Here is a 23,721-nt window from a genome sequence, read left to right on the forward strand (position 1 = left end):
GTACCCGGGGGCCGCGCACGCGGCCGTACGGTCCCCGGGTCAGGGGCTGATCAGCGTGCCCGCGGCCGGTGGAGTCCGGCTGGACCCCGGCTGAAGCGCGGGGCGACCGCGGCGGGGCCGCTGTCGCGGGCCCGGTGATGCGGGTGAGCGGCGGCTTCCGCGACGCTCAGCACCGGGGTCACGCACGCTTCGGTGTCCTCGAAGAGCCGCGCCCAGTGGTCCCGGTCCCGCGCGGCGAAGCGGTCCTCGAACTCCCGCCGTATCGCTGTCCAGTTGGCGGAGTCGGCCCGGTCGGGGAGCAGCCCCTCGCCGTCGAGTCCGAGACCGCGGACAAGGGCCGCGTAGAACCGCTCCTCCAGCGCGCCGACCGCCACGTAGCCGCCGTCGGCACACGCGTAGCAGGTGTAGAACGGCGCGCCGCCGTCCAGCAGGTTCGCGCCCCGCTCGGGCCGCCACTGACCGGCCGCGGACATCCCGACGAGCATGCCGAGCAGCGCGCCGACCCCGTCCACGATCGCCGCGTCGACGACCTGGCCGAGACCGGTGCGCTGCCGCTCGTACAGGGCCGCGAGCACGCCGGCGACCAGGAACATCGAGCCGCCGGCGAAGTCGCCCAGGAAGTTCACGGGCGGGACCGGGGGCCCGCCCGGCTCGCCTATCGCGTCCAACGCCCCCGTGAGCGCGAGGTAGTTGATGTCGTGGCCGGGAACCTGGGCCAGCGGCCCGTCCTGCCCCCAGCCGGTCATCCGCGCGTACACGAGGCGCGGGTTGCGCTCCCGGCACGCGTCGGGGCCGAGACCGAGACGCTCCGCCACCCCCGGGCGGAAGCCCTCGACCAGGATGTCGGCGTCCGCCACGAGGTCCAGGACCTCGGCGACGCCGGCCGGGTCCTTCAGGTCCAGGGCCCGGGCGCGCCGGCCGCGGTCCAGTACCTGATGCCACTCCTCGAACGACCTGCGGCCGTCGGCCCGGTCGATCCGGGTCACCTCGGCCCCGAGGTCGGCCAGCATCATGCAGGCGAAGGGGCCGGGACCGATCGCCGCCAGTTCGACCACCTTCAGCCCGGCCAGCGGACCGACACCGGTGCCGGTGCCGGTGCCGGTGGCACGTTCCTCAGTCGATGCGATGCCCATTGAGCGAGCGTAAAAAGCGCCGGTGGAGGCCCACTTGAGCCGTGGTGGAGTCCCGGCGGGGCCGTACGCGAGCCGGCTTGGAGCCGCGCTCGGAGCCGGCTTGATGCCGCCTCGGAGCGGCCTTGAAGCCGCCTCGGAGCTGCCCGTACGCCGTCCACCGACCCGTCCCGGGACCGGCCCGGCTCCAGCGGGGTGCGAGGCCGCGCTGGCACCGTCCGGCGGGACGTTCGTGCCGACCGATTCGCCCCGAGGAAGGAATCACCGTGACAACCAGCGCAACGGATCCGGGCACCGCCGAGGTGGAGACCGGCACGTTCCCGTATCAGCGGCAGTGCCCGTTCACCCCGCCCAAGGAATACGCGGAGATGGTCGAGAAGGACGTCTCCCAGGTCACGCTCACCGGCTCGGGACTGCGGATCTGGACGATCACCGGCTACGAGACCATCCGGCAGCTGCTCACCGACCCGCGGGTCAGCGCGTCGCGCAAGCACGCGAACTTCCCCTTCTACTTCATCGCCCCGCCGGAGTACCGCACCGAGACCTCCTTCATCGGCTACGACGGCCAGGCGCACAGCGACACCCGCCGCAAGGCCGCGCTGACCTTCACGGCCCGCCAGGTCCGCCGGCTGCGGCCGCGGATCGAGGAGATCGTCGACCACCACCTCGACCGGCTGCTCGCCATGTCGCCGACGCCGTACGTCGACTTCCACCACGCGTTCTCGCTGCCCGTGCCGATGACCGTGATCTGCGAACTCCTCGGCATCCCGCAGGACCGGCAGGAGTTCTTCATCAAGCACGGCACGGCGCTGCTCGGCGGCCACAGCTCGACGGAGGAGCGGCAGGCCGCGATCGTCGAGGTCAACGCGTACGTCAACGAGCTGATCCAGCTGAAGAAGGCCGAGCCGGGCGACGACCTGCTCAGCCGGGCGATGGCCGACTACGAGGCGTCCGGCGAGGAGTACACCGACCGCGACCTGTTCAACATGGTCCGGCTGCTGATGAACGGCGGCCACGAGACCACCGCCAGCCAGCTCTCCCTCGGCACCGCCTGCCTCCTGGAGAACCCGGACCAGCTCGCGCTGCTGCTCGCCGACCCGTCGCTGGTCAAGCCGGCCGTCGAGGAGCTGGTGCGGTTCGCGACGATCGGCGACACCGCCGTCCCGCGCGTCGCCCTGGAGGACATCGAGATCGGCGGCCAGACCATCCGCGAGGGCGACGGCATCCTCTGCCTCGGCCTCGCCGCCAACCGCGACCCCGAGGTCTTCCCCGAGCCGGAGAAGCTCGACATCACCCGCGGCAGCCGCAAGCACCTCGGCTTCGGGCACGGCGTGCACCACTGCATCGGCGCGGACCTCGCCCGGCTGGAGATGGAGATCGTCTGGAGCAGGCTGTTCCAGCGCATCCCGACCCTCCGGCTCGCCAAGCCCTTCCTCGACATCCCCCGCAAGGAGGGCGCGGTGATCTACGGGCTGTGGGAGCTGCCGGTCACCTGGTGAGCGAGCGGTCCGGCCGGTTCGACCGGCGTTCGAGCCGCCGTCCGTAGCCTTCGCCTCCCACGGCACCAAGCCACCGCGGCCCCCACCATCCCCGCAGTCGCAGTCGAGTCGCAGCCACCGTCGAAGTCGCAGTCGAAGTCGCAGTCGACATCGCAGTCGAAGTCCAGGAGGAAGACGTATGAGCACGGCCCTCACACCCTTCCGGGTCGGGTTCCCCGAGGAGGACCTCGCCGATCTGCGCGACCGGCTGGCCCGGACCCGCTGGCCCGAGAAGGAGACCGTCGGCGACTGGTCGCAGGGCGTGCCGCTCGGCTACCTCCAGGAGCTGGCCGCGTACTGGCGCGACACGTACGACTGGCGGGCGGCCGAGGCGCGGCTGAACGCGCTCCCCCAGTTCCGTACGGAGATCGACGGCCTCGGGATCCACTTCCTGCACGTCCGCTCGCCGCACGCCGGCGCCACGCCGCTGCTGCTGAGCCACGGCTGGCCCGGATCGGTCCTGGAGTTCCTCGACCTCATCGGCCCGCTGACCGACCCCGAGGACCCGGCCGACGCCTTCCACGTCGTCTGCCCGTCGCTGCCCGGCTTCGCCTTCAGCGACAAGCCGGCCGAGGCCGGCTGGACCGTGGAGCGCACCGCCGCCGCCTGGGACACGCTGATGCGGCGCCTCGGGTACGAGCGGTACGCGGCGCACGGCACCGACTGGGGCTCGTTCCTGACCGGCATCCTCGGCGAGACGGTGCCGGACCATCTGCTCGGCGTCCATCTGGCGATGCCGTTCGCGATGCCGCCGCAGGGCGACGTCCCGGTGGAGCTGGACGCCCGTGACCTGGCCGGGCTCGCCGCGCTCAAGGACTTCCAGGCGAACGAGGGCGCGTACTCGGTGCTCCAGGCCACCCGCCCGCAGACCCTCGGCTACGGCCTGGCCGACTCCCCGGTGGGCCAGCTCGCGTGGATGATCGAGAAGTACTGGGCGTGGAGCGACCACGACGGCGACGCCGAGAAGGTCCTCGACCGCGACCGGCTGCTCGACGTGGTGACCCTCGCCTGGCTGGCCGGCACCGGCGCCTCCTCGGCCCGGATCTACTGGGAGAGCCACAACAAGATGGCCCTCGGGCCGGTCGGCGTGCCGACCGCCTGCTCGGTGTTCCCCAAGGACGCCCGGATGCCGCGCCCCTGGTGCGAGCACCGCTTCACCGATCTGCGCCGCTGGACCGACCACGAGCGCGGCGGACACTTCCCGGCCCTGGAGCAGCCGGACCTCCTCGTCGACGAACTCCGCTCCTTCTTCCGCCCGTTGACCTGAACCCGAGTCTGGAGGCTGTGCCATGACCGCCGGTACGACCGGTACGTCCGGGGCCAGCGCAGAGCTGCCCGAGCTGTCAGAGCTGTCAGAGCTGTCAGAGCTGTCAGAGATACCCGAATTCCCCTTCCCGGGTACGAGTTACCGGGGCCCCGACCCGCTCTTCACCCGTCTCCGGGCGGAGCGGCCCGTCGTACGCGTCCGGTGGACCGGGGGCGGCCACGCCTGGCTGATCACGCGCCACGAGGACGTACGGCGGGTGCTCGACGACACCCGGTTCAGCCGGGCGGCCTCGTACGCGCCCGAAGCACCCACGTTCCAGGGGCTGTTCCAGGCCCCGCCCGGGATGATCGTCTCGCTCGACCCGCCGGACCACACCCGGCTGCGGCGGCTCGCCGAACAGGCCTTCTCGCGGACCCGGATCGAGGGCATGCGGCCCCGCGTACGCGAGGTGGCGGTCCGGCTGCTCGACGCCCTGGACAAGAAGGCGGCGGACGGCGGGCCGGTGGACCTCGTGGAGGGCTTCGCCGCGCCGCTCGCCATGGCGGTCATCTGCGAGCTGCTCGGCGTGCCGGAGCAGGACCGCGATCAATTCCTGGTCTGGGTCCGGCAGTTCGCCGACGTGTCCGGCCCGGAGGAGCTGGCCGTCGAGGGCCGGGAGAAGCTCGGCGCGTACATCGCGGGGCTGGTCGGCGGCAAGATGGCCGCCCCCGCCGACGACGTGCTCTCCGACCTGATCGCCGCCCGCGACGGCGAGGACCGGCTGAGCTTCGAGGAGCTGGTGGGCCTCGGCTACACCCTGCTCGGCGGCGGCTTCGACTCGGCGGCGGGCCAGATCTCCAACTTCACCCTGACGCTGCTCGCGCATCACCCCGAGGTCTGGCGGCGGCTCGGCGAGCACCCCGAGGACGTGCCGCGGGCCGTCGAGGAGCTGCTGCGGACGGTGAACCTGACGGGCAACGACACCTCCGGCATGCCGCGTATCGCCACCGAGGACGTGACCGTCGCCGGCGTGACCATCCCCGCCGGGGACGCCGTCTTCCTGGCCTTCGCCTCCGCCAACCGCGACGCGTCGGTCTTCCCCGACCCGGAGACGGCGGACTTCGACCGCGCGGACAACCCGCACCTCGCCTTCGGCCACGGCATCCACCACTGCCTGGGCGCGCCGCTGGCGCGGGTCGAGCTGGCCGTGGCCCTGGAGGAGCTGACCGCCCGCTACCCCGACGCCCGGCCGGCGGTCCCCGAGCCCGAGCTGCTGTGGCGGGTCGGCGACGTCAACCACAACCTCGTAAGCCTCCCCGTTCATCTGCGAAGGAGCACGTCATGAGCAGCGGCAGAGTCGAGCTTCCGGCCGTCAGCCGGGAGGTCCGGCTGGCGTCGTACCCCGGTGACGACGTCACCCTGGACACCTTCGCGTTCGGCGAGTCGGAGCTGTCCGAGCCGGGCGAGGGACAGGTTGTCGTCCGCAACGACTGGATGACCCTCGGCTCCGTCGCCCGCGACCAGATGAACCCGGACACCAAGCTGCCGATCCCCGTCTTCCAGCCGGGCGTCGCCATGTGGGGCCGGACCGTCGGCACGGTCGTCCGCTCGAACAGCGACGCGCTCGCCGTCGGCGACCTGGTGGAGCACTTCAACGGCTGGCGCGAGTACGCCGTCGGCACGGCCCACGAGTTCTTCCGGCGCGACCGCGCGCTGCTGCCCGGCCCCGAGTACTTCCTGTCGCAGGGCCCGACGGCCTGGCACGGCATGGTCGGCACGGCGGAGGTCCGCGAGGGCGACACGGTCTTCGTGTCCGGGGCGACCAACGGCGTCGGCGCGCTGGCGGGGCAGATCGCCAGGCTGCGCGGGGCGAAGCGGGTCATCGGCAGCACGGGCTCCAAGGCGAAGATCGACTTCCTGGTCGACGAGCTCGGCTTCGACGCCGCCTTCGACTACCACGACGGCCCGGTGGCCGAACGGCTCGCGGAGCTGGCCCCGGACGGGCTCGACGTCGTCTTCGACAACGTCGGCGGCGAGCAGTTCGAGGCCGCCGTGGCGCACGCGGCCCGCGGCGCCCGCTTCGCGCTGTGCGGGGTGCTGTCCGGCCAGCACGGCGGGGGCGAGGGCGGCAGCCCGCGGCTGCCGCTGATGTCCGCGATCACCAAGGACCTGACGCTGCGCGGCTTCGCCACCCTGCACACCCCCGACCAGATCGAGGAGTGGAACGCGCGGTTCGGCGCCTGGCTCGGCGAGGACCGGATCGTCTTCCCGCACACCGTCGTCGAGGGCGGGGTCGACGCCCTGCCGCAGGCGTTCCTGGACCTGCTGGACCGCAAGTACAGCGGCACGGTCCTGGTGCGGATGAGCTGAACGCGCGGCAGGACGCGTACGCCGGTGGTGCCCCGGGTCGGAATCGTGACCCGGGGCACCACCCCTTTGTCGTTGTCCCTGTGAGTACGAAGATGTCTGTACGGAGGAAAGGAACGCGCATGGCGACTGGAGACCCGGGCGTGCTGGACCGCAGGACGCTCAACCGGAGCCTGCTGGCCCGCCAACTGCTCGTCGAACGCTCGGAGATGACCGCCTCGGCCGCGATCGGCCATCTGGTCGGCATGCAGGCCCAGGCACCCAACCCGCCCTACGTCGGGCTGTGGACCCGGCTCGCGGGCTTCCGCGTCGACGATCTGGCCGGCCTGGTCACGGCCCGCGAGGTGGTCCGGCTCGTGCTGATGCGCGGCACCATCCACCTGGTGACGGCGGAGGACTGCCTGGCCCTGCGGCCGGTGCTGCGAGGCGCCCTGGAACAGGGTCTCAAGGGCACCTTCGGCCGCAAGCTCGACGGGGTCGACACCGCGCAGGTGGCGGCGGCGGGGCGGGAGTTGGTGGAGAAGGAGACGCTCACCCTGGGCGGCCTCGGGACGCGGCTCGCCGAACGCTGGCCGGACCGCGAGCCGTTCGCCCTCGCCAACGCCGTACGCAACCTGGTGCCGCTGGTGCAGGTGCCGCCGCGCGGGCTGTGGGGCGAGAGCGGCCAGGCCGTGCACACGACCGCCGAGTCCTGGCTCGGCCGGCCGCTCGCGGCCGACGCCACGCCGGACGCCATGGTCGAGCGCTATCTGGCGGCGTTCGGCCCGGCCACCGTCAAGGACATCCAGGTCTGGTCCGGCATGACCCGGCTCGCCGACGCCGTGGGCCGGCTGCGGCCGCGGCTGCGCAGCTTCCGCGACGAGAACGGCCAGGAGCTGGTCGACCTGCTCGACGCCCCGCTGCCCGACGCGGACACGCCCGTACCGGTGCGGTTCCTGCCCGAGTTCGACAACATCCTGCTGTCGCACGCCGACCGCTCCCGCATCATCACCGAGGAGCAGCGCAAGCTGGTCTTCACCCGCAACGGCCTGATCAAGTCGACGTTCCTCGTCGACGGGTTCGTCGGCGGACTGTGGCGGATCGAGCAGCGCCGCAAGGCCGCGACCCTGGTCCTGGAGCCCTTCCGGGAGCTGCGCGCCCGCGACAAGGAGGCGCTCGCGGCCGAGGGCGAGCGGCTGCTGTCCTTCGCCGCGGCCGAGGCCACGGGGCGGGACCTCCGCTTCGACTGACGCCCGACCCTGGGCGGGGCAAGGGGAAGGGGGAGCCGCCGGTCACCGCCGGCCGCTCCCCCTCCCCCGTACACCCGCTCAGGACTCCCAGCTCGGGACCTCCAGGATCTCCAGGACCACCGTCGTCCACACGTAGCCCGCGCCCGCCGCCTGGAGGACCACCAGGTCCCCCGGCTTCGCCTCGCCGCTCGCCATCACCCGGTTCAGGCCGAGGACGGGGTCCGCGGTGCCGACCATGCCGACGCCCAGGCCCCACTCGTGCGTGGTCCGCTCGCGCTCGACCCCGAGCAGACCGTAGAGGCCGTGCGTCACGATCGACAGGGCGAGGTTCTGGTGCAGGAAGTAGCGGACGTCGGACAGTTCGGCGTCGGCGTCGGCGAGGGCCCGCGCCATGGACTTCTCGACGCTCGCCGAGATCTTCTCGATCGCGTCGTCGAACTCCATGTCCTCGGCGAGCAGGTAGTCCGACTTCCGCTTGCTGACACCGATCGTCTCCCCGCCGGCGAACGGGGTGTCCGTCCAGCCGGCGCCGCTGCGCCCCATCGGTTCGAGCGACGGGTCGCCGTGCGAGTACGTGGACCGGACGCGCGCGAAGCCGCCCCGGCCGGAGAGGACGACGGCCGCGGCGCCGTCGCCGTCGACGTTCTGCTCGTCCGAGCCCCAGCGGTCGATGTACGGCATCCGGAAGGCGTCGCCGCCGGTGACCAGGGCCGCCGTGACGTCGGGGCGGGCCGCCACGTACGAGGAGGCGACCTCGAAGGCGGCGAGCATGCCGTTGCAGCCCTGCTTGATCTCGAACGCGGGGGCCGAGCCGCCGACCGTCTCGCGCTGCACGAAGCTCGCCGGCGTCCAGAAGTCGAGCCCCTGGTGGCCGATGTAGCTGTGCAGGACGAGCCCGAAGTCGTCGTCCGCGTGCCCCGACCGGGCCACGGCCTGCCGGCCGGCGAGGGCCGCCATGGTCGGGCCGGTCTCGTGCTCGGCGGCGACGTGCACCGAGCGGAAGCCGTTGAGGGACCGTTTCTGCTCGGTGTACCGGCCGGCGGCGATGGCCTCGTCGGCGGTCTCGACGCGCTCGGGCAGGTAGGCTCCCACCCCGGCGACGTACAGATCGTTCCAGCGCATGTCCGTCCTCCCGTCAGGCCGCGCAGAGATACGCGGCGAGGGTCCTGGGCGTGGGCGCCTGGTAGACGCGGCGCACCGGGATCTTGATGCCGTACGACTCGTGGATACGGCGGGTCAGCTTGGACGCCAGGAGGGAATGCCCGCCCAGGTCGAAGAAGCTGTCGTCCGGCTCGACGTGCGGCATGCCGAGCACTTCGCCGAACAGCAGGCAGAGTTCGTTCACCCACTCGGATTCGGTCACTGGTACCTCCGTTGTCTTCCGCTTCGGCTTCGGCTTCCGCCTCGGCTTCGGTGGGTGGCTCCGGTCATGCCGCTTCGAGCCCGATGCGGCTGTGCAGGTCCTCGTCGTACAGCTCGTCGACGGACATCACGCCGGCCGCCACCGCGAAGTAGCGTTCCGTCAGTTCCGGGGAGTCCTGGATGGCCCGGAGCATCGCCATCCGGTCGGGCGTGACCCGCAGACGGCTGACGAACAGGGTGTTGCGGTAGCCCTCGAAGAGCTCGTCCTGGATCCGCTCCCCGTACCGGCGCAGCGCCTCGTCGAGCAGCGCCGGGTCGTCGAGGACGCCCTCGGCGGTGATCGCCCCGGTCAGCACCTCGACCGCGAGGAAGGCGTCGCTCATGCCGCGCGCGGTGATCGAGTCCTTGTGGTGCGCGGCGTCGCCGACGAGGGCCCAGCCGGGACCGTTCGGCTTGCGGAAGAAGTTCTGCTGGTCGCCGGTGCCGCGGAGCCGCTCGACGCGTTCCGCGCCTTCCGTCCGCGCGTACAGATCGGGGGCGGTCGTACGGATGTTCTCCAGGTAGTGCGCGAGGGCGTCGCCCCGCACCGTGTCGAACTCCGCCTGCGGGAAGTACGCGGCGATCAGGGTCGCGTCGTCGTTGGTCGGGATGGCGCCGATCCAGCGGCCGGGCCGCTCGTACAGCTCGAAGCCGGAGCGCACGCCCTGCCAGTAGGTGAAGTAGATGCAGGACATCAGCGGGTCGTGCACGGTGAACGGGGCGTCGACGGCCCTCGCGACGGCCGAGCGCATCCCGTCCGCGCCGATGACGAGGCGGGCCCGCTCCACGACCGGAGTCCCGGCGGCGGAACGGCACGTGACCCCGACGACGCGGTCGTCCTCGTACACGAGACCGGAGACGGAGCAGCCGTCCCGGAACTCCGCGCCGGCGGCCACGGCGGCGTCCACGAGGATCTGGTCCAGCAGGTAGCGGCGCGGCGCGTACGCCTCGGCCTGGCCGTGGGCGGGCACGGTGCCGCCGTCGAGGCGGACGTCGCCCACCTGGTAGACGGTGCGGTCGAGCGCCGGGCACCCGGTGGCCCGGACCGCGTCGAGCACGCCCCAGCGGGCGAGCCTCTCGATCCCGGGCTGATGGATGTAGTGCGTGGACAGGGTGTCGCTGGGAAACCGGGCCCGGTCGACGAGCAGCACCCGACGACCCGCCCGCGCCAGGAGCAGAGCGGTGGCGGCACCCGCGACCCGTGCCCCCACCACGATGACGTCGTACATTCCGGACCTCCAAGTCACGGATCTGACTCATGTGTTGTGCGGTCTGCTTCCGCTATCCGGTCGGCCGGGCGGGTCGGGCGATGTGGCCCGACCCGCCCGGCCGGGAGCAGGCACGGGGCACCTTGACAGCCGTTTCTCGAACCCCGCTCGATCACTCCTGGGCCGTCGGTGTCCTCAGCCGCCGGCGGGCGTGAACGCGCCGAGGTGCTCTTCGGCCCACTGGCGGAAGGTCCGCGCGGGCCGGCCCGTGATCCGCTCCACCGTGTCCTCGATCCGGGCGGGCCGGTCCACGGCCGCGGCCCAGTGCCCGAGCAGCGAGGCGAGGACCAGTGGCGGCATGAAGCGGCCCATCTCCTCGACGGCTTCCTCCCGGGTCAGCTCGTGCACGGGGATCTCGCGCCCGAGGAGGTCGGCGAGGACACCGATCTGCTCGGTGAAGGACAGCGACTCGGGACCGCTGAGGGTGAGGATCCGGCCCGCGACGGCCGGATCGCCGAGCGCGGCGACGGCGACGTCCGCGATGTCGTCCTCGTGCACGGGCACGGTGTGGGCGCGCGCGTACGGCAGCCGTACGGGCTGTCCGCCGCGGATGGCGGCGCTCCAGCCGTACGCGTTGCCCGCGAAGGCACCGGGCCGCAGCACCGTGGCCGACAGCGCCGACGCCGCGAGGGACTCCTCCACCGCCGCGTGGAACTGCCCCAGCGGGTCCGTGGCCGCCCCTGGTCCGCCGACCGTCGAGGAGGACAGCAGGACGGCGTGCCGGACCCCGGCGCGCGCGGCCGCGGCGAACAGCTCCTTGGCCCCGTCGGGTTCGGCGTAGAGGAAGGCCTGGTCCACGCCGTCGAGCGCGGCGTCGAAGGTCTCCGGGCGGTTGAGGTCGAGGGGGACGACGTCCACTCCGGCGGGGGCGTCCAGCTCGCCAGGGGTGCGGCTGGAGGCGCGTACGGGCCGCCCGGCGGCGTGTAAGCGGGCGAGGACGCGACGTCCCACGTTGCCGCGGGCGCCGGTTACCAGGATGGTCATGCTGTACTCCTGTCGATGCGGTTCCGGCTCGGTCGGGGGGAGCCCGGCCGGCGGGCGCGCCGCCCGCCGGGCCCTATACGGAGCCGGTGGTTCAGTGAACCGGCCCGCACTCGCGCGCGCCTTGATCCACCAGGGGATCTGTTCGATTCCGCCGCTGGTCGACGGCCTGCGGGCCGGCCTCCTCCACCGCCGGTCGAGGGCCCTGCCTCACCCTGCCGCTCCCGTGATGCTCGACTCGTGAGGAGCCAGGCCGATGACATCGGTAGTCGCAGCGTTTCGCCGGCGGGTCGCCGAGACCCCCGACTCCGTGGCGGTCTCCGCCGGGGACGACCACCTCGCGTACGCCCGGCTCGACGCCTGGGCCCGGGAGGTGGCCCGCGTCCTGGCCGGGACGGCGGGCGTACGCGCGGGCGACCGGGTCGCCGTCTGCCTGGACCGCTCCCCCGGGCTCGTCGCCGCGCTGCTCGGCGTCCTCACGGCCGGCGCGGCGTTCGTCCCGCTCTCGGTCGACGACCCGGCGGCGCGGGTGGCCGAGGTGCTCGGGGACGCCGGGGCGAGCGCCGTCCTGTGCGGGCCGGACGACGCCGAACGGTTCGCCCCCTACGGGATCCCCGTCCTCCAGGTCCCGGCCCGGCCGGACGGCCCGGCGGCGGAAGCCCCCGAAGCGGAAGCCCCCGTAGCGGACGGCGTCACGGCAGACGTACCCGTGGCCGACGTCCCCCTCCCGGAGACGGCCGGCGACGACCTCGCGTACCTCATGTACACCTCCGGCTCCACCGGCCGCCCGAAGGCGGTCATGGTCGAGCACCGCAACATCACCAACCTGGTCACCGGCCCCAACTACGTCGACCTGGGCCCCGACGACCGCATCCTCCAGCTGGCGCCCGTCGCCTTCGACGCCGCCACCTTCGAGATCTGGGGCGCCCTCCTCAACGGCGCCCGCCTCGTCCTCGCCCCGCCGCGCCAGGTCCAGGCCGAGGAACTCGGCACCCTGCTGCGGCACGGCGGCATCACCGTGCTCTGGCTGACCGCCGCGCTCTTCCACCGCCAGATCGAGGTCGACGTCAAGGCGTTCGCCGGGCTGCGCACGGTCCTGGCCGGCGGGGACGTCCTCTCCGTCCCGCACCTCCGCGAGCTCCAGTCCGCCGTGCCCGACTGCCGGATCGTCAACGGGTACGGGCCGACCGAGACGACCACGTTCGCCCTCTGCCACCGGGTCGACCCGCACGAGGACCTCGGGCACTCGGTCCCCATCGGCACGCCCCTGCAGAACGTCGACGTCCGGATCGTCGACGACACGGGCGCGCCGCTCCCGGACGGCACGCCCGGCGAACTGTGGATCGGCGGGGCCGGCGTCTCGCGCGGCTACTGGCGCCGCCCCGACCTCACCGAGAAGGCCTTCACCACCAGCAACACGCCTGCCATGACCGGCCGTTACTACCGCAGCGGCGATCTGGCGGTACGGCGCCCCGACGGCGTCGTCGTCTTCCTCGGCCGCAACGACGACCAGTTCAAGCTGCGCGGCTTCCGTATCGAGCCGGGCGAGCTGGAGAGCGTGCTCGCCGGGCACGCTCAGGTGCGCAGCGCGGCGGTCGGCGTCCGCGAGAGCCATGTGGGCGACCGCCGCCTGGTGGCGTGGGTGGTGCCCGAGGGCGACACCCTCGACCGCCGCGCGCTCCGCTCGTACCTGCGCGACCTGGTGCCCGAGCACATGCTCCCGGCGGCGTTCGTGGCGCTGGACGCGCTGCCGGTCACCGGCAACGGCAAGACCGACCGCAAGGCGCTGCCCACCCCCGACTGGACGTCGCGGTCCATCTACGTCTGACCTCGCCCCGTACCGCCCGCTCGACCCACGTTCCAGCCGGCTCTGGATTGATGACGAGACGGAGACATCCGAAATCACCCGTCGCCCAGAGCCCTCTCGAAAGGACGGAGCATGACCGAACAGCCCCAGCCCTCCGCACCCTCCGCACCGCGGTACGTCGTGGTCACCGGCGGCGCCACCGGCATCGGCCGTGCCACCGCCCTCGACTTCGCCCGGCAGGGCGCCACCGGGGTGATCGTCACCGGGCGCCGCAAGGACAAGCTGGACGAGGTGGCGGCCCTGCACCCGGCGCTGGTCCCGGTGTGCGCGGACGTGAGCACCCAGGAGGGCGCCGACGCCGTCGCCGAGGCCGTCGAGGCCTGGGGCGGGACCGTCGACGTACTGGTCCACAACGCCGGCGTGCACACCATCGGCGCCGTCGGGGCCATCGACCCCGAGGCCGCCCGCGAACTCTTCGCCATCAACGTCCTCGGCACGATCATCCTCACCAACCGGCTGCTCCCCGCCCTGACCGCGCCCGGCGGCAGCATCGTCTTCGTCACCAGCCCGGCCGGGCACAACCCGACCCCCATGGCCTCGGTGTACGCGGCGAGCAAGGCGGCCGTGGACACCTTCACCCGCAGCTGGGCCCTGGAACTGGCCCCCCGGGGCATCCGTGTGAACGCGGTGGCGCCGGGCTGGGTGCGGACCGAGGTGTACGAGTCCCACGGCATGACCACCGAGCAGGTGGACGAGCTCTTCCAGCAGGCCGCCACGAGCGTGCCGATGGGCGTGACCGGCGTCCCGGAGGACGTGTCGCGCTGGATCACCCTGCTCGCCGCACCGGGCAGCGCCTGGATGACGGGCCAGATCCTCACGATGGACGGCGGCGCGGACCTGGTGCGGGCACGCCAGGTCTGACCGCGTTCCCCACTCACGCCAACGGAAGGACGGCGACGCGCGATGTCGCAGACAGCGAACGAGCACCACCAGAACGGCTCCTCCCGCCCCGCGCCGGGCGCGGTCCTCACACCCGAGGCCCTGTTCCACACAGGCCTGGTGGTGGAGAACCTCGAATCGGCGATGAAGTCCCTGAGCGAACTGGCCGGCTACCACTGGACCACCGTCATGGAACTCCAGGTCACGGCCCGCACCCCGCACGGCCGGCAGCACGCCGCCCAGCGCTTCGTGCTCTCGGTCGAGGAGCCCCGGCTCGAACTCGTCGAGGCGATCCCCGGCACGGTCTGGGTCTCCGACGGCAGCAACGGCGCGCACCACGTGGGCTATTGGGCCGAGGACGAGCGCATCGAGGAGATCTCCGCGGCTCTCGTGGACCTGGGCCTCGACGTCGAGGCCTCCAACGACTTCGAGGCCGACGGCAAGCTGACGTGGGTCTACCACCGCGGCCTCGGCGGCATCCGCGTCGAGCTGCTCAACACCCTGATGAAGCCCTCGATGGACGCCTGGATCGCCGGCACGGACCCGACCGAGGTCCAACGCGACGCCCCGATCAGCTGACCCCCGGCCCCACCCCACCCCGCACACCGCGAAGGCCCCCACCCGGAGGATCCGGGCGGGGGCCTTCGCGTCCGCTCAGCCGGACCCCGGTCACTGACGGCCTGGCGACGATCACACGAATCGACGCGAGCCGGCTGTGTGCCACCGCGTTGGAGACCAACTCGGTGATCACTACGCCCGCGTCGTCGCTCAGCGACTCCAGACCCCAGACGGCCAGCGCCGTCCTGACCAGCCGGCGGGCGACTGCCGCGCTCTGCGGTTCGCGCGGGAGGGTCTGCGAGTACACGGGATGCCCTGTGGGGCGAGACATCACAGTCATCAGGACCTGTTCACGGGTGGGTGGACCGCTCACGGTCTTCCGAGGAGCGGCGGGGCCTCGATTCCGTGAACGACCGACGGAGCTGCGCCAGGAGGAAACATCCCGCACGTACGCGTCCATTCCGACCGGAAATTCCGGTCACTCACACTCACGTACTGAATACGGGTCGCTACCGTGGGTACATGGAGGGCAACGAGCACCTCGCCAGCGCCATGCGGGAGCACGGCTTCAAGCAGCATGAGTTGGCCGACGCGGTCAACAGCCGCCTGATCGACAAGGGGTACAAGGGCACGGTCGGCGAGCGCACGGTCCGGAACTGGCTGACCGGCACGACCAAGTGGCCTCACCCTCGGCAACGGGACGCGCTGGAGGCGGTGTTCCGCCGCACAGCCGAGGAGCTGGGCTTCCGTCCACCAGTAAGAAAACGCCCCTCGACTCCCTTGGAGGATTCCGTGGATCGGAGGAACTTCCTCACCGGTGCCGGCGGAACGATGGTCGCGGCGGCCGCCCCGTTCCTGGGTGCCCCTCCACAGGTGGGCACCTCCGATGTCATCCGGCTCCGCAGCGGGCTGGACAACCTGATGGCGGTGGACGACACGAGGGGCGGCCACGAAGCCCTTGAACGGGCCGCCTTGGCCGGGGCGGCCGAAGCGCTGGAGAAGCAGAAGCTCGGCGCCACCCAGCGCATCCGCCGACGCCTCTATACGGTGGCCGCCGACTACACCGCGGCAGCGGCCTGGAGCGCTCTCGACGCCCGCCGGGGCGACCGGGCCCAAGCTCTCCTTGGCCGAGCTCTGTACCTGGCCGGGATGGGCCGGGACTCGGGTGCGGAACTGTGCACCTGGAACCTGTACGCGATGCTGGCCCGCCAACGCGACGAGCGCACGCAGGCCGTGGACTCCGCCATGGCAGCCCAGTCCACGAGCATCACCAAGCGAGACCCGTTCTACGCCTCCCTGGCCCATGCCCGCACGGCGATCGGTCACGCGAGCCTCGACCGGCAGGCCGCGATCCGGTCCCTGGGCCATGCGTGGGAGGCTCTGGAGAAGGCGACCCCCGACGCACCCCGGCCAAGCTGGGTGGCCTTCTACGGGCGAGGGGAGCTCATGGCCATCACGGCTATCGTCCGCGACCGCATCGGAGACTTCGACCACGCCGAGGCGGCCTCCCACCAGGCCCTGGCCTCGATCCCGCCACAGTTCCGCAGGAACCGGGCCATGGCCACCGCCCGGCTCGCCCTCGCCCAGCTCCATCAAGGCGATCTCGACCAGGCATGCGCCACGGCGTCGGCAGTCTTCGAGCTGATGGACGGGGACCCGCTCCCCGGCCGGCTCCGCTCTCTCCTCGGCGACTACTACCGGGACTTGATCGCCCTTGCGCCGGATGCGGCGGTGTCACGAGAGTGGGGGGACCGCATCCGATCCGAAGGGAACCGAGCGGGAACACCCCCAAGCCGGAAGTCCGATACTTCACTCACGCCGATGTCCCGCGGATCCGCCAGGCACTGATCGACATCCATGCGGACGCCTACGCCGACGCCATGGACGACGAGTTCAACCAGCGCTTCCCTTGGTTCGTGGACCACTGGGGTGGCAACCCGGCGTTCGCCTGCGTGATCGCCTTCGAAGGGGAGACACCAGTGGCGTTCGCCTACGGCGCTCCGGCCAGGCCGTACCGGGAATGGTGGCGCGAGTACCTCACAGACGTCCCGGAGAAGCACGAGACCTTCGCGTTCTCCGAGCTGGCCGTGCGAACGGAATACCGGGGAACCGGGACGGCGAGGCTCGTCACCCGGGCGCTTCTGGAAGAGCGGGCCGAAGACCTCGTGGTCCTCCTGGTCGACACCGAGCACCCCAAGGTGCAAGCCGTCTACGAGTCCTGGGGCTTCGAGAAGGTCGGCGAACGCCGGCCCTTCCCTGACTCCCCGGTCTGCGCCGTCATGCTCGCGGAGCTTCCTCTCCGCCCATAAGAGATTGGGGTCAGGAACTCCAGGTCACCGGCAGGGCGCCCAGGGCGTGGTTGATGCCGCCCAGGTGCCAGGGGATCTCGCTCTCGGGGACAGCGAGGGAGAGGTCGGGGAAGCGGCGGACGAGGCCGTCGACGGCGACCTCCAGCTCCATCCGGGTGAGCTGCTTGCCCAGGCAGAGGTGCATGCCGTGGCCGAAGGACAGGTGCGGGTTGGGGGTGCGGGCGAGGTCCAGGCGGTCCGGGTCGGGGAAGACCCGTTCGTCGCGGTTGGCGGCCGAGATCGCGATCACCACGGCGTCGCCCTTGGCGATCTTCACGCCGCCCAGTTCCACGTCCTCGGCGGCGATCCGCGGGTTGCCGGCCGAGTCGGTGGAGAACAGGTTGACGTGGCGCAGCAGTTCCTCGACGGCCCGGGGGACGCGGGTGCGGTCCTCGGCGAGCCAGTTCCACTGGTCGCGGTGGTGGGCGATGAGCGCGAGGACGGAACTGGCCAGCTGGTTGGCCGTGGTGTCGAAGCCGGCGCCGATCAGGGTGAAGGCGAAGGTGACCAGCTCCTGTTCGCTGAGCCGGTCGCCGCTGTCGCGGGCCGCGATCAGGTCCGACAGCAGATCTTGCGCCGGGTTCTTCCGCTTGTCCGCGACGACTTCGACCATCGACTCGAAGAGGTTCGCCATGCCGTTGACGGAGTCGGAGTTCTCGCCCTGGTCGTCGACGGTGACGAAGTCCCGCGCGTTCGCGACGAACATCCGCAGCACCCGCATGGGCACGCCGAGGAGTTCGCCGATGACGGTCAGCGGCATCGGTACGGTGAACCGCTCGACCAGGTCCACCGGGCCACCGCCCAGGGCGAGTTCGTCGAGGATGCCGTCCGCGATCCGCTGGATCCCGGGACGCATCTGCTCGATACGGCGGGCGGTGAACGCGCCGGCGGCGAGGCGGCGCAGCCGGGCGTGCTCGGCTCCGTCCATCGAGATGATCATGTCGGGGGACGAGGTCATCGCGCCGCCGATCCGGGGCGCGTCCGGCTTCACGGTCTCGGCCCGGCTCAGCCGGGGGTCCGCGAGCGCCTCCCGGGCCTCCTCGTACCTGGTCACCAGCCAGGCGTCGACGCCGCCCTCGGTCCGCACCCGGACCACCGGCGCCTCGGCGCGCAGCCGGGCGTACCCGGGGGCGGGGCAGCGGTAGGACGAGCCGGCGAGCGGGAACACCGGTGTTTCCAAGGCCTGTTCGGTCGCGGACAAGACGGCACCTCCATGAGCGGGCAGGGTTGTGCGAAACGTAGAAGGGTCGACTGGAGGAGCGGTTGCCCCCGACTCGAACGCCGCCGAACCGCCAAACCGCCAAACCGCCGGGCCGCAGGAACACCCACGGCCCGGCGGACGGATCCGGCTCAGGCCGCCGCGTCGGCGGCGACGTCGGGACGGGACGCCCGGCCCGGTACGGACGAGCGGGCCGGCGGCAGCACGCCGTCGACCAGGTAGCGGTGGACGACCGCGTCGACGTGCGGGTTCCCGGAGAGTACGTACACCTCGTGCTCCCCGGAGTCCTCGACGGTGAGCAGATGGTGGCCGAGCCGTTCGGCCATGGCCACACCCCCGTCGTAGTGGTCCATCGGGTCCCCGTCGGCCTGCACGATCAGCCCCACCGGATACCCGTCCCGGCCGAGCACCGTCGGCTCCTCGGGCGCCTCGAACGACCGGAACGCGCCGACCCACGGCGAGGCCTTCAACACCCCGTTCCCGTACGGGAACCGCTTCCGGAACTCCCGCATGTCCTGGTAGTAGACCTCCAGGTCGGCGGGCCAGGCGTGCTCCAGGGTGATGGCCTCCAGGACGCCGACCCGCAGATCGCCCTCGCTGTCCGCGGCCCGCCACGTCTCCTGCCGCGCCAGCAGCTCCCGGCACCGCCCGGCATCACCCGCGCCGGCGGCGTCCCGCAGCCCGCCGACGAGCTGCCCGAGATCGGCCCAACGCGCCCGGTCCCCGGCCCAGTCGCCGACCGCGCCGTCGAACAGCGACCGCAGCCGTACGGCGTCCTCCGGCAGCGCCTCCAGCGCCGCGACGACGCCCTCCACCGTGCCGAGCACCCGCTCGGCCGAACCGCCGAGCCCGAAGGTGCCGTTCCGCTCCCCGGTCCAGCCGGCCCACAGGTCGACATTGCGCTGGACGGCGTCGCCCTGCTGGAGGAACTGCTCGCGCCAGGTCCAGTCCGGGCCGACACACGAGTCGAGGACCAGCCGGTCCAGCCCGCCCGGGAACAGGCTCCCGTAGACGGCCCCCACATACGCCCCGTACGCGTAGCCGACGAAGCTGATGCGCTCCTCGCCGAGTACGGCCCGGATCACGTCCATGTCGCGGGCGGTGTTACGGGTGCTGATGTGCGGCCGCAGCGCGCCCCCGGCCCGCGCGCAGGCCTCCTCGCGCCGCCGCATGTCCTCGGCGATCGCCGCGAACGTCTCGTCCGGCGGACGCGAGTCCGCCGGTACGGCGGGCACGGACACCTCGGCCAGCAGCTGCGTCGACGCCCCGATACCGCGCGGGTCGAAGCCGATCAGGTCGTACACCTCGTGCAGCGGCGTCCCGACGTACCGCCCGGGCAGATCCCGGCCGCCACCCCAGTCCCCGCCCGGCCCGCCGTTGACGGCCAGCAGCACCCCGCGCCGCCGCGCCGGGTCGGTGGCGCGGCGGCGGCTGAGCGCCAGCGTGATCCGCTCGCCCCCGGGGTCGCCGTAGTCACGGGGCACCTCGATCGTCGCGTACTCGACCCGCTCGTCGCCCTGATCCGCCCCGGGCGCCCACCGCGGCCGCTGTGTGGAGAACTCGCTCACCACCGCAAACCTCCGATCTCGTCAGACGGCCAGCGTCTCGGTGCGTCCTAGAGCAGCACTGGACCCCGGAATGGCCCCCGCGTACCCACCCACCACACACCTCAGCGAGCCCGCCGCCCCCACGACCGCACCCCCCATCGTCTGAACCCGCACCACGATCCAGACGCGCTCCACTCGAACTGGAGACCGCCTCGCCACAGTCCCCGCATACCTCCAGGGCCGCCCAAACGAGGAGCGCTCGCCATGGCCAAGATCACCTACAAGCACCCCGACGGCACCGTCACCGCCGTCGACGCCGACGCCCCGAACACGGTCATGCGCGCGGCGAAGCTCAACAACGTCGACGGCATCGAGGCCCAGTGCGGCGGCTCCGCCCAGTGCGGCACGTGCCATGTGTACATCGATCCCGCGAACACGCTTCCGCTGCCGGAGATGGACTCGGTCGAGGACGACGTGCTGTACGGCACGGCCTGCGAGCGGACCGAACTCAGCAGACTGAGCTGCCAGTTGCCGATCTCGGACGCGCTCGACGGCCTGCTGGTCCACCTGCCCGAGGCGCAGAGCTGATGGCCCCGCACGCGGTGGTCATAGTCGGCGCGGGCCAGGCCGGGGTGGAGACCGCGGCCGCGCTGCGGGCCCGCGGGTTCCAGGGCCGGGTGACCCTGATCGGCGGGGAGCCGCCGGGGCCGTGCCACCGGCCGCCGTTGTCGAAGGGGTATCTGACGGGCGATGTCCCGGCCGCCGACATCGCGCTGCGTCCGGCGGAGTTCTTCGCCGCGCAGGACATCGATCTGCTGGCCGGCGACCGGGTCGTGTCGATCGACCGGGAGCGGCACACGGTGACGCTGGACTCGGGGCTGCGGGTGCCGTACGGCGCGCTGGTCCTGGCGACCGGCTGCCGGCCGCGCACGCTGCCCGTGCCGGGCGCCTCGCTGGACGGGGTGTCGACGCTGCGCGGGCTTGCCGACGCGGAGGACCTGCGGCGACGGCTCGACGGCCCGCCGCGCCGGCTGGTCGTCGTGGGCGCCGGGTTCATCGGCCTGGAGGTGGCGGCCTCGGCCCGCGGCCTCGGCCACGAGGTGACCGTCGTCGAGGCGCAGGCCCGCGCGCTCGCCCGCGCCCTGACCCCCGGCATGGCGGACCGGCTGGTCTCCGAGCACCGCGCGCGGGGAGTGCGGGTGCTCCTGAACCAGGAGATCGCCGCGCTGCACGGAGACGACGAAGACCGGGTCCACTCGGTCGAGTTGAACGGCGGCCGGCGGATCGACGCGGATCTGGTCGTGGTCGGGGTCGGGGTGCTGCCGGACACGGCGCTCGCGACGGCCGCGGAGCTGCTCGTCGGGGACGGTGTCGTGGTCGACGAGCGGCTGCGGACGAGCGATCCGGATGTCTACGCCGTGGGCGACTGCGCCCGTTTCCCCAGCCCGCACGCGGGCGGCCGGCACATCCGCCTGGAGTCCGTGCAGAACGCCACCGACCAGGCGAAGTGCGTGGCCGCCGCGCTGTGCGGCGACGGCGACGGCGACGGCGACGGCGAGTCCGCCCCGTACACCGCGGTGCCGTGGTTCTGGTCCGAGCAGTACGCGCTGCGCCTCCAGATCGCGGGGCTCACCGCGGACCACGACGAGACGGTGACCGTCGGCGACCGGGACAGCGGGCGGTTCTCCGTCTTCTGCTTCCGGGAGGGGCGGCTGATCGGCGTCGAGTCGGTGAACCGGCCGGCGGACCACGGCATCGCCCGCCGGCTCCTCGCGACGGGCACGGACCTGTCGCCCGACACGGTCCGGCAGCCGGGCTTCGACCTCAAGAACCTGGCACGCCGCCCCGCCGCCTCGACACCTCGAACTTCCGTAGAAAGGCGGACCGTTCATGTCTGAGACCACACCCACCCCGGCACCCGCCCCGGCCCGTCCGGGCGCACCGGCCACCCCGGCCACCCCGGCCACCGCGGCCACCCCGGCCCTCCTGGCCACCCCGCGCACCCCGCGCACCCCGCGCCCGATCGCGCTGCGGGTCCTGGGCGTCTGGCTGACCGTGCTGGCCGTCCTGGCCGGCACCAGCGCCGCGGCGGCGGCCACGGCGGGCAAGCGCCCGCACCCGCGTCACGGCGGCACCGCCCCGGTGTCCCTGGTCGGGGTCTGGGACCTCATGGTCACCGTCCACACGCCCGACGGCGGCGTCTCGACCAACCCCACGCGCTTCACCTTCCGCGCCGACCACCAGCTGACCGGCGACGGGCCGCTCGACGCGAACGGGCAGCCGCTGTTCACGGAGACCGGCTTCTGGAACGCGAAGCCGGACGGCACCTTCGCCCTCTACATCACCCACGGCAGCGTGGAGGGCGGCGCGATCCCCGGGGTCGTCCAGGCCGTGCACATGGGCAAGATATCCGGCAAGACGCTGACGACCGTCGCGTACGCCTTCGTCACCACGGACCCGGGCCAGGCGCCGCTGGGCCCGATCGACGTCGACTCCACCGGCACCTGGGTCTCCGCCGTCCCGGCGTCCTGACGGCCGGCCCGGACCGTACGTCCGCCACGACCGCGCCCCGGCTCCCGCGAGCCGGGGCGCGGTCGTACGCGTACCTCCCCTGGCTCCGGACAACGAACGGTCCCGGCCACCGAGAGGGTGACCGGGACCGTCGCGTCCGTGTCTGTACGTACGGGGGGCCTCAGGCGCCCCACACCACCGGCAGGCTGGTCAGCGTGTGGTTGATCTCGCCGACGTGCCACGGCAGTTCGGCGTCCGGGTCGGCCAGCCGCAGGTCGGGGAATCGGCGGGTCAGCCCTTCGAGGGCGATCTCCATCTCCATCCGGCCGAGGTGCTTGCCGAGGCAGTAGTGCATGCCGTGGCCGAAGGCGATGTGCGGGTTGCGCTCGCGGGCGAGGTCGAGCCGGTCCGGGTCGGCGAAGACCTCCGGGTCCCGGTTGGCCGAGGCGAGCGCGAGCAGGACGGCGTCGCCCTTGGGAATGGTCACGTCGCCGACCTCGATGTCCTCGGCGGCGATCCGCGGGAAGCCGGAGGTGTCGGTGGCGAACAGGTTGACGTGGCGCAGGAGTTCCTCGACGGCCCGGGGGATCCGGGTGCTGTCCTCGACGAGCGCGCGCCACTGGTCGGGGTGGTCGGCGAGGAGGGCGAGGACCGAGTTGGCGAGCTGGTTGGCGGTGGTGTCGAAGCCGGCGCCGATGAGGGTGAAGCCGAAGGTGACGAGTTCGGGCTCGCTGAGCCGGTCGTCGTCGTCGCGGGCCGCGATGAGCTCGGACAGCATGTCGTCGGTGGGGTTCGCGCGCTTCTCGGCGATGAGGCCGACGATGTACTCGCTGAGCTTGCCGAGCGCGTGCAGGGACGCCTCGCCGCCGGCCCGGTCGTCGACGGTGGCGAACGCGCGGGCCCACTGCTCGAACTCCCGCAGGTCCTGCGCCGGTACGCCGAGCAGCTCGCCGATGACGGTCAGCGGCAGCGGCACCGCCAGCTGCTGGACGAGGTCGACGACGCCGCCCTTGGCGGCCATGTCGTCGAGGAGTTCGTCGGTGACCCGCTGGACGTTGTCGCGCATCCGCTCGACCCGGCGCATGGTGAACGCGCCGGCCACCAGCTTGCGCAGCCGGGCGTGCTCGGCGCCGTCGAGGGAGATGATCATCTCGGGGGTGGTGTGCATGGTGCCGCCGACCCGGGGAGCGCCCTCGCCGCAGGCCTGGGCACGGCTGAGCCGGGGGTCGGCGGACAGCCGGCGCACGTCCTCGTAGCGGGTGACCAGCCAGGCGTCCACGCCCCCCGCGGTGGGCACCTTCGCCACCGGCTGTTCGGCGCGCAGCCGCCCGTACGCCGGGGACGGGCCCTGGTAGCTGGATCCGCTGAAGGGGAACGTGCCCGCCACCGGGCAGCCGGTGCCCTGGGGCTCCGTCTCCTGGGGGGCTGTCTCCTGGGTGATGGTCACGAGGGAACCTCCGCTTGGGATGTCACGGGTCTGGCCTCACCGTAGGCAGCGCGGATCGAGCCCAAGTCGGCTCGGACTAGGGTCGGTTGAAGGGGGTCATGCGAAGCGGGGGCGCCCGGGACTCGTGGTCCCGTCCTGCTCACCTCCGGCAGCGTGGTCGCCGAGGCGTACGACGAGGCCAAGAT

21 protein-coding genes are annotated in these 23,721 nt (G+C 72.5%); 13 read left to right on the forward strand and 8 right to left on the reverse strand.

All coding sequences use genetic code 11. From position 1 onward, the window contains the following. Window positions 1–50: 50 nt before the first annotated feature. Complete coding sequence (locus ABZ693_RS28365) at window positions 51–1,133, reverse strand: CaiB/BaiF CoA transferase family protein (RefSeq protein WP_359882906.1); 1,083 nt, start codon at window positions 1,131–1,133, stop codon at window positions 51–53. 263 nt (window positions 1,134–1,396) lie between these two features. Here ABZ693_RS28365 and ABZ693_RS28370 point away from each other — a divergent pair, with 263 nt between their 5' ends. From ABZ693_RS28370 to ABZ693_RS28390, 5 genes are all read left to right on the forward strand, one after another. Next, entirely contained in the window at window positions 1,397–2,629 is a 1,233-nt protein-coding gene (locus ABZ693_RS28370; RefSeq protein WP_359882908.1) for a cytochrome P450, read from the forward strand. A gap of 178 nt (window positions 2,630–2,807) precedes the next feature. Next, a complete protein-coding gene (locus tag ABZ693_RS28375; RefSeq protein WP_359882911.1) occupies window positions 2,808–3,935 on the forward strand; it encodes an epoxide hydrolase family protein in 1,128 nt (375 codons plus the stop codon). Window positions 3,936–3,957: 22 nt separating this feature from the next. Beyond that, complete coding sequence (locus ABZ693_RS28380; protein ID WP_359882914.1) at window positions 3,958–5,259, forward strand: cytochrome P450; 1,302 nt, start codon at window positions 3,958–3,960, stop codon at window positions 5,257–5,259. Beyond that, window positions 5,256–6,284 (forward strand): MDR family NADP-dependent oxidoreductase, encoded by a 1,029-nt coding sequence (locus ABZ693_RS28385; RefSeq protein ID WP_359882917.1) that lies wholly within the window; start codon window positions 5,256–5,258, stop codon window positions 6,282–6,284. Before ABZ693_RS28380 ends, ABZ693_RS28385 begins: the two co-directional genes overlap by 4 nt. 119 nt (window positions 6,285–6,403) lie before the next feature. Beyond that, window positions 6,404–7,510, forward strand: a complete 1,107-nt coding sequence (locus ABZ693_RS28390; RefSeq protein ID WP_359882920.1) for a winged helix DNA-binding domain-containing protein — start codon at window positions 6,404–6,406, stop codon at window positions 7,508–7,510. Window positions 7,511–7,588: 78 nt separating this feature from the next. Here the strand turns inward: ABZ693_RS28390 and ABZ693_RS28395 are convergent, their stop codons facing one another. The 4 genes from ABZ693_RS28395 to ABZ693_RS28410 form a co-directional block, all read right to left on the reverse strand. Then, on the reverse strand, window positions 7,589–8,632 hold the full coding sequence (locus tag ABZ693_RS28395) for a ketoacyl-ACP synthase III family protein (RefSeq protein WP_359882923.1): 1,044 nt from the start codon (window positions 8,630–8,632) through the stop codon (window positions 7,589–7,591). A 13-nt stretch (window positions 8,633–8,645) separates the two neighbouring features. Next, complete coding sequence (locus tag ABZ693_RS28400) at window positions 8,646–8,873, reverse strand: acyl carrier protein (protein WP_359882926.1); 228 nt, start codon at window positions 8,871–8,873, stop codon at window positions 8,646–8,648. A gap of 64 nt (window positions 8,874–8,937) precedes the next feature. Beyond that, window positions 8,938–10,140, reverse strand: a complete 1,203-nt coding sequence (locus ABZ693_RS28405) for an NAD(P)/FAD-dependent oxidoreductase (protein ID WP_359882929.1) — start codon at window positions 10,138–10,140, stop codon at window positions 8,938–8,940. A 174-nt stretch (window positions 10,141–10,314) separates the two neighbouring features. Further along, on the reverse strand, window positions 10,315–11,163 hold the full coding sequence (locus ABZ693_RS28410) for an NAD(P)H-binding protein (RefSeq protein WP_359882932.1): 849 nt from the start codon (window positions 11,161–11,163) through the stop codon (window positions 10,315–10,317). A 253-nt stretch (window positions 11,164–11,416) separates the two neighbouring features. Here ABZ693_RS28410 and ABZ693_RS28415 point away from each other — a divergent pair, with 253 nt between their 5' ends. From ABZ693_RS28415 to ABZ693_RS28435, 5 genes are all read left to right on the forward strand, one after another. Continuing rightward, window positions 11,417–12,988, forward strand: a complete 1,572-nt coding sequence (locus ABZ693_RS28415) for an amino acid adenylation domain-containing protein (protein ID WP_359882933.1) — start codon at window positions 11,417–11,419, stop codon at window positions 12,986–12,988. 111 nt (window positions 12,989–13,099) lie between these two features. Further along, window positions 13,100–13,888 (forward strand): SDR family NAD(P)-dependent oxidoreductase, encoded by a 789-nt coding sequence (locus ABZ693_RS28420; protein WP_359882935.1) that lies wholly within the window; start codon window positions 13,100–13,102, stop codon window positions 13,886–13,888. Window positions 13,889–13,930: 42 nt separating this feature from the next. Beyond that, entirely contained in the window at window positions 13,931–14,485 is a 555-nt protein-coding gene (locus ABZ693_RS28425) for a VOC family protein (protein ID WP_359882937.1), read from the forward strand. A gap of 501 nt (window positions 14,486–14,986) precedes the next feature. Next, a complete protein-coding gene (locus ABZ693_RS28430; RefSeq protein WP_359882940.1) occupies window positions 14,987–16,312 on the forward strand; it encodes an NsdA family TPR-like regulatory protein in 1,326 nt (441 codons plus the stop codon). Beyond that, the gene (locus ABZ693_RS28435) at window positions 16,225–16,773 is read left to right on the forward strand and encodes a GNAT family N-acetyltransferase (RefSeq protein WP_359882959.1); all 549 of its coding nucleotides are present in this window, start codon (window positions 16,225–16,227) and stop codon (window positions 16,771–16,773) included. Before ABZ693_RS28430 ends, ABZ693_RS28435 begins: the two co-directional genes overlap by 88 nt. Before the next feature lie 10 nt (window positions 16,774–16,783). On the opposite strand, the gene ABZ693_RS28440 is transcribed toward ABZ693_RS28435, so the two are convergent. After that, window positions 16,784–18,013 (reverse strand): cytochrome P450, encoded by a 1,230-nt coding sequence (locus tag ABZ693_RS28440; RefSeq protein WP_359882942.1) that lies wholly within the window; start codon window positions 18,011–18,013, stop codon window positions 16,784–16,786. Window positions 18,014–18,162: 149 nt separating this feature from the next. Next, on the reverse strand, window positions 18,163–19,599 hold the full coding sequence (locus ABZ693_RS28445; protein ID WP_359882944.1) for an alpha/beta fold hydrolase: 1,437 nt from the start codon (window positions 19,597–19,599) through the stop codon (window positions 18,163–18,165). A 243-nt stretch (window positions 19,600–19,842) separates the two neighbouring features. Between ABZ693_RS28445 and ABZ693_RS28450 the strand changes: the two genes are divergently transcribed. The 3 genes from ABZ693_RS28450 to ABZ693_RS28460 are packed head-to-tail and all read left to right on the forward strand — an operon-like array spanning window position 19,843 to window position 22,110. After that, a complete protein-coding gene (locus ABZ693_RS28450) occupies window positions 19,843–20,166 on the forward strand; it encodes a 2Fe-2S iron-sulfur cluster-binding protein (protein WP_359882947.1) in 324 nt (107 codons plus the stop codon). Then, complete coding sequence (locus ABZ693_RS28455) at window positions 20,166–21,476, forward strand: NAD(P)/FAD-dependent oxidoreductase (protein WP_359882949.1); 1,311 nt, start codon at window positions 20,166–20,168, stop codon at window positions 21,474–21,476. The genes ABZ693_RS28450 and ABZ693_RS28455 overlap by 1 nt, the downstream gene beginning before the upstream one ends. After that, window positions 21,469–22,110 carry a hypothetical protein gene (locus tag ABZ693_RS28460; RefSeq protein ID WP_359882952.1) on the forward strand — a complete coding sequence of 214 codons (642 nt, stop codon included), beginning with the start codon at window positions 21,469–21,471 and terminating at the stop codon, window positions 22,108–22,110. Before ABZ693_RS28455 ends, ABZ693_RS28460 begins: the two co-directional genes overlap by 8 nt. A 160-nt stretch (window positions 22,111–22,270) precedes the next feature. On the opposite strand, the gene ABZ693_RS28465 is transcribed toward ABZ693_RS28460, so the two are convergent. Next, entirely contained in the window at window positions 22,271–23,536 is a 1,266-nt protein-coding gene (locus ABZ693_RS28465) for a cytochrome P450 (RefSeq protein ID WP_359882955.1), read from the reverse strand. Window positions 23,537–23,721 lie beyond the last annotated feature (185 nt).

Origin of the sequence: Streptomyces laurentii, from assembly GCF_040635425.1 — a bacterium.
GTDB classification, from domain to species: Bacteria; Actinomycetota; Actinomycetes; order Streptomycetales; family Streptomycetaceae; genus Streptomyces; species Streptomyces laurentii.

What these genes read in the sequence shown, in the direction of transcription:
- ABZ693_RS28365 (WP_359882906.1), bottom strand. Translation starts at nt 1,133, where the DNA reads ATGGGCATCGCATCGACTGAGGAACGTGCCACCGGCACCGGCACCGGC.
- ABZ693_RS28375 (WP_359882911.1), top strand. Translation starts at nt 2,808, where the DNA reads ATGAGCACGGCCCTCACACCCTTCCGGGTCGGGTTCCCCGAGGAGGAC.
- ABZ693_RS28380 (WP_359882914.1), top strand. Translation starts at nt 3,958, where the DNA reads ATGACCGCCGGTACGACCGGTACGTCCGGGGCCAGCGCAGAGCTGCCC.
- ABZ693_RS28385 (WP_359882917.1), top strand. Translation starts at nt 5,256, where the DNA reads ATGAGCAGCGGCAGAGTCGAGCTTCCGGCCGTCAGCCGGGAGGTCCGG.
- ABZ693_RS28390 (WP_359882920.1), top strand. Translation starts at nt 6,404, where the DNA reads ATGGCGACTGGAGACCCGGGCGTGCTGGACCGCAGGACGCTCAACCGG.
- ABZ693_RS28395 (WP_359882923.1), bottom strand. Translation starts at nt 8,632, where the DNA reads ATGCGCTGGAACGATCTGTACGTCGCCGGGGTGGGAGCCTACCTGCCC.
- ABZ693_RS28405 (WP_359882929.1), bottom strand. Translation starts at nt 10,140, where the DNA reads ATGTACGACGTCATCGTGGTGGGGGCACGGGTCGCGGGTGCCGCCACC.
- ABZ693_RS28410 (WP_359882932.1), bottom strand. Translation starts at nt 11,163, where the DNA reads ATGACCATCCTGGTAACCGGCGCCCGCGGCAACGTGGGACGTCGCGTC.
- ABZ693_RS28415 (WP_359882933.1), top strand. Translation starts at nt 11,417, where the DNA reads ATGACATCGGTAGTCGCAGCGTTTCGCCGGCGGGTCGCCGAGACCCCC.
- ABZ693_RS28420 (WP_359882935.1), top strand. Translation starts at nt 13,100, where the DNA reads ATGACCGAACAGCCCCAGCCCTCCGCACCCTCCGCACCGCGGTACGTC.
- ABZ693_RS28425 (WP_359882937.1), top strand. Translation starts at nt 13,931, where the DNA reads ATGTCGCAGACAGCGAACGAGCACCACCAGAACGGCTCCTCCCGCCCC.
- ABZ693_RS28430 (WP_359882940.1), top strand. Translation starts at nt 14,987, where the DNA reads ATGGAGGGCAACGAGCACCTCGCCAGCGCCATGCGGGAGCACGGCTTC.
- ABZ693_RS28450 (WP_359882947.1), top strand. Translation starts at nt 19,843, where the DNA reads ATGGCCAAGATCACCTACAAGCACCCCGACGGCACCGTCACCGCCGTC.
- ABZ693_RS28455 (WP_359882949.1), top strand. Translation starts at nt 20,166, where the DNA reads ATGGCCCCGCACGCGGTGGTCATAGTCGGCGCGGGCCAGGCCGGGGTG.
- ABZ693_RS28460 (WP_359882952.1), top strand. Translation starts at nt 21,469, where the DNA reads ATGTCTGAGACCACACCCACCCCGGCACCCGCCCCGGCCCGTCCGGGC.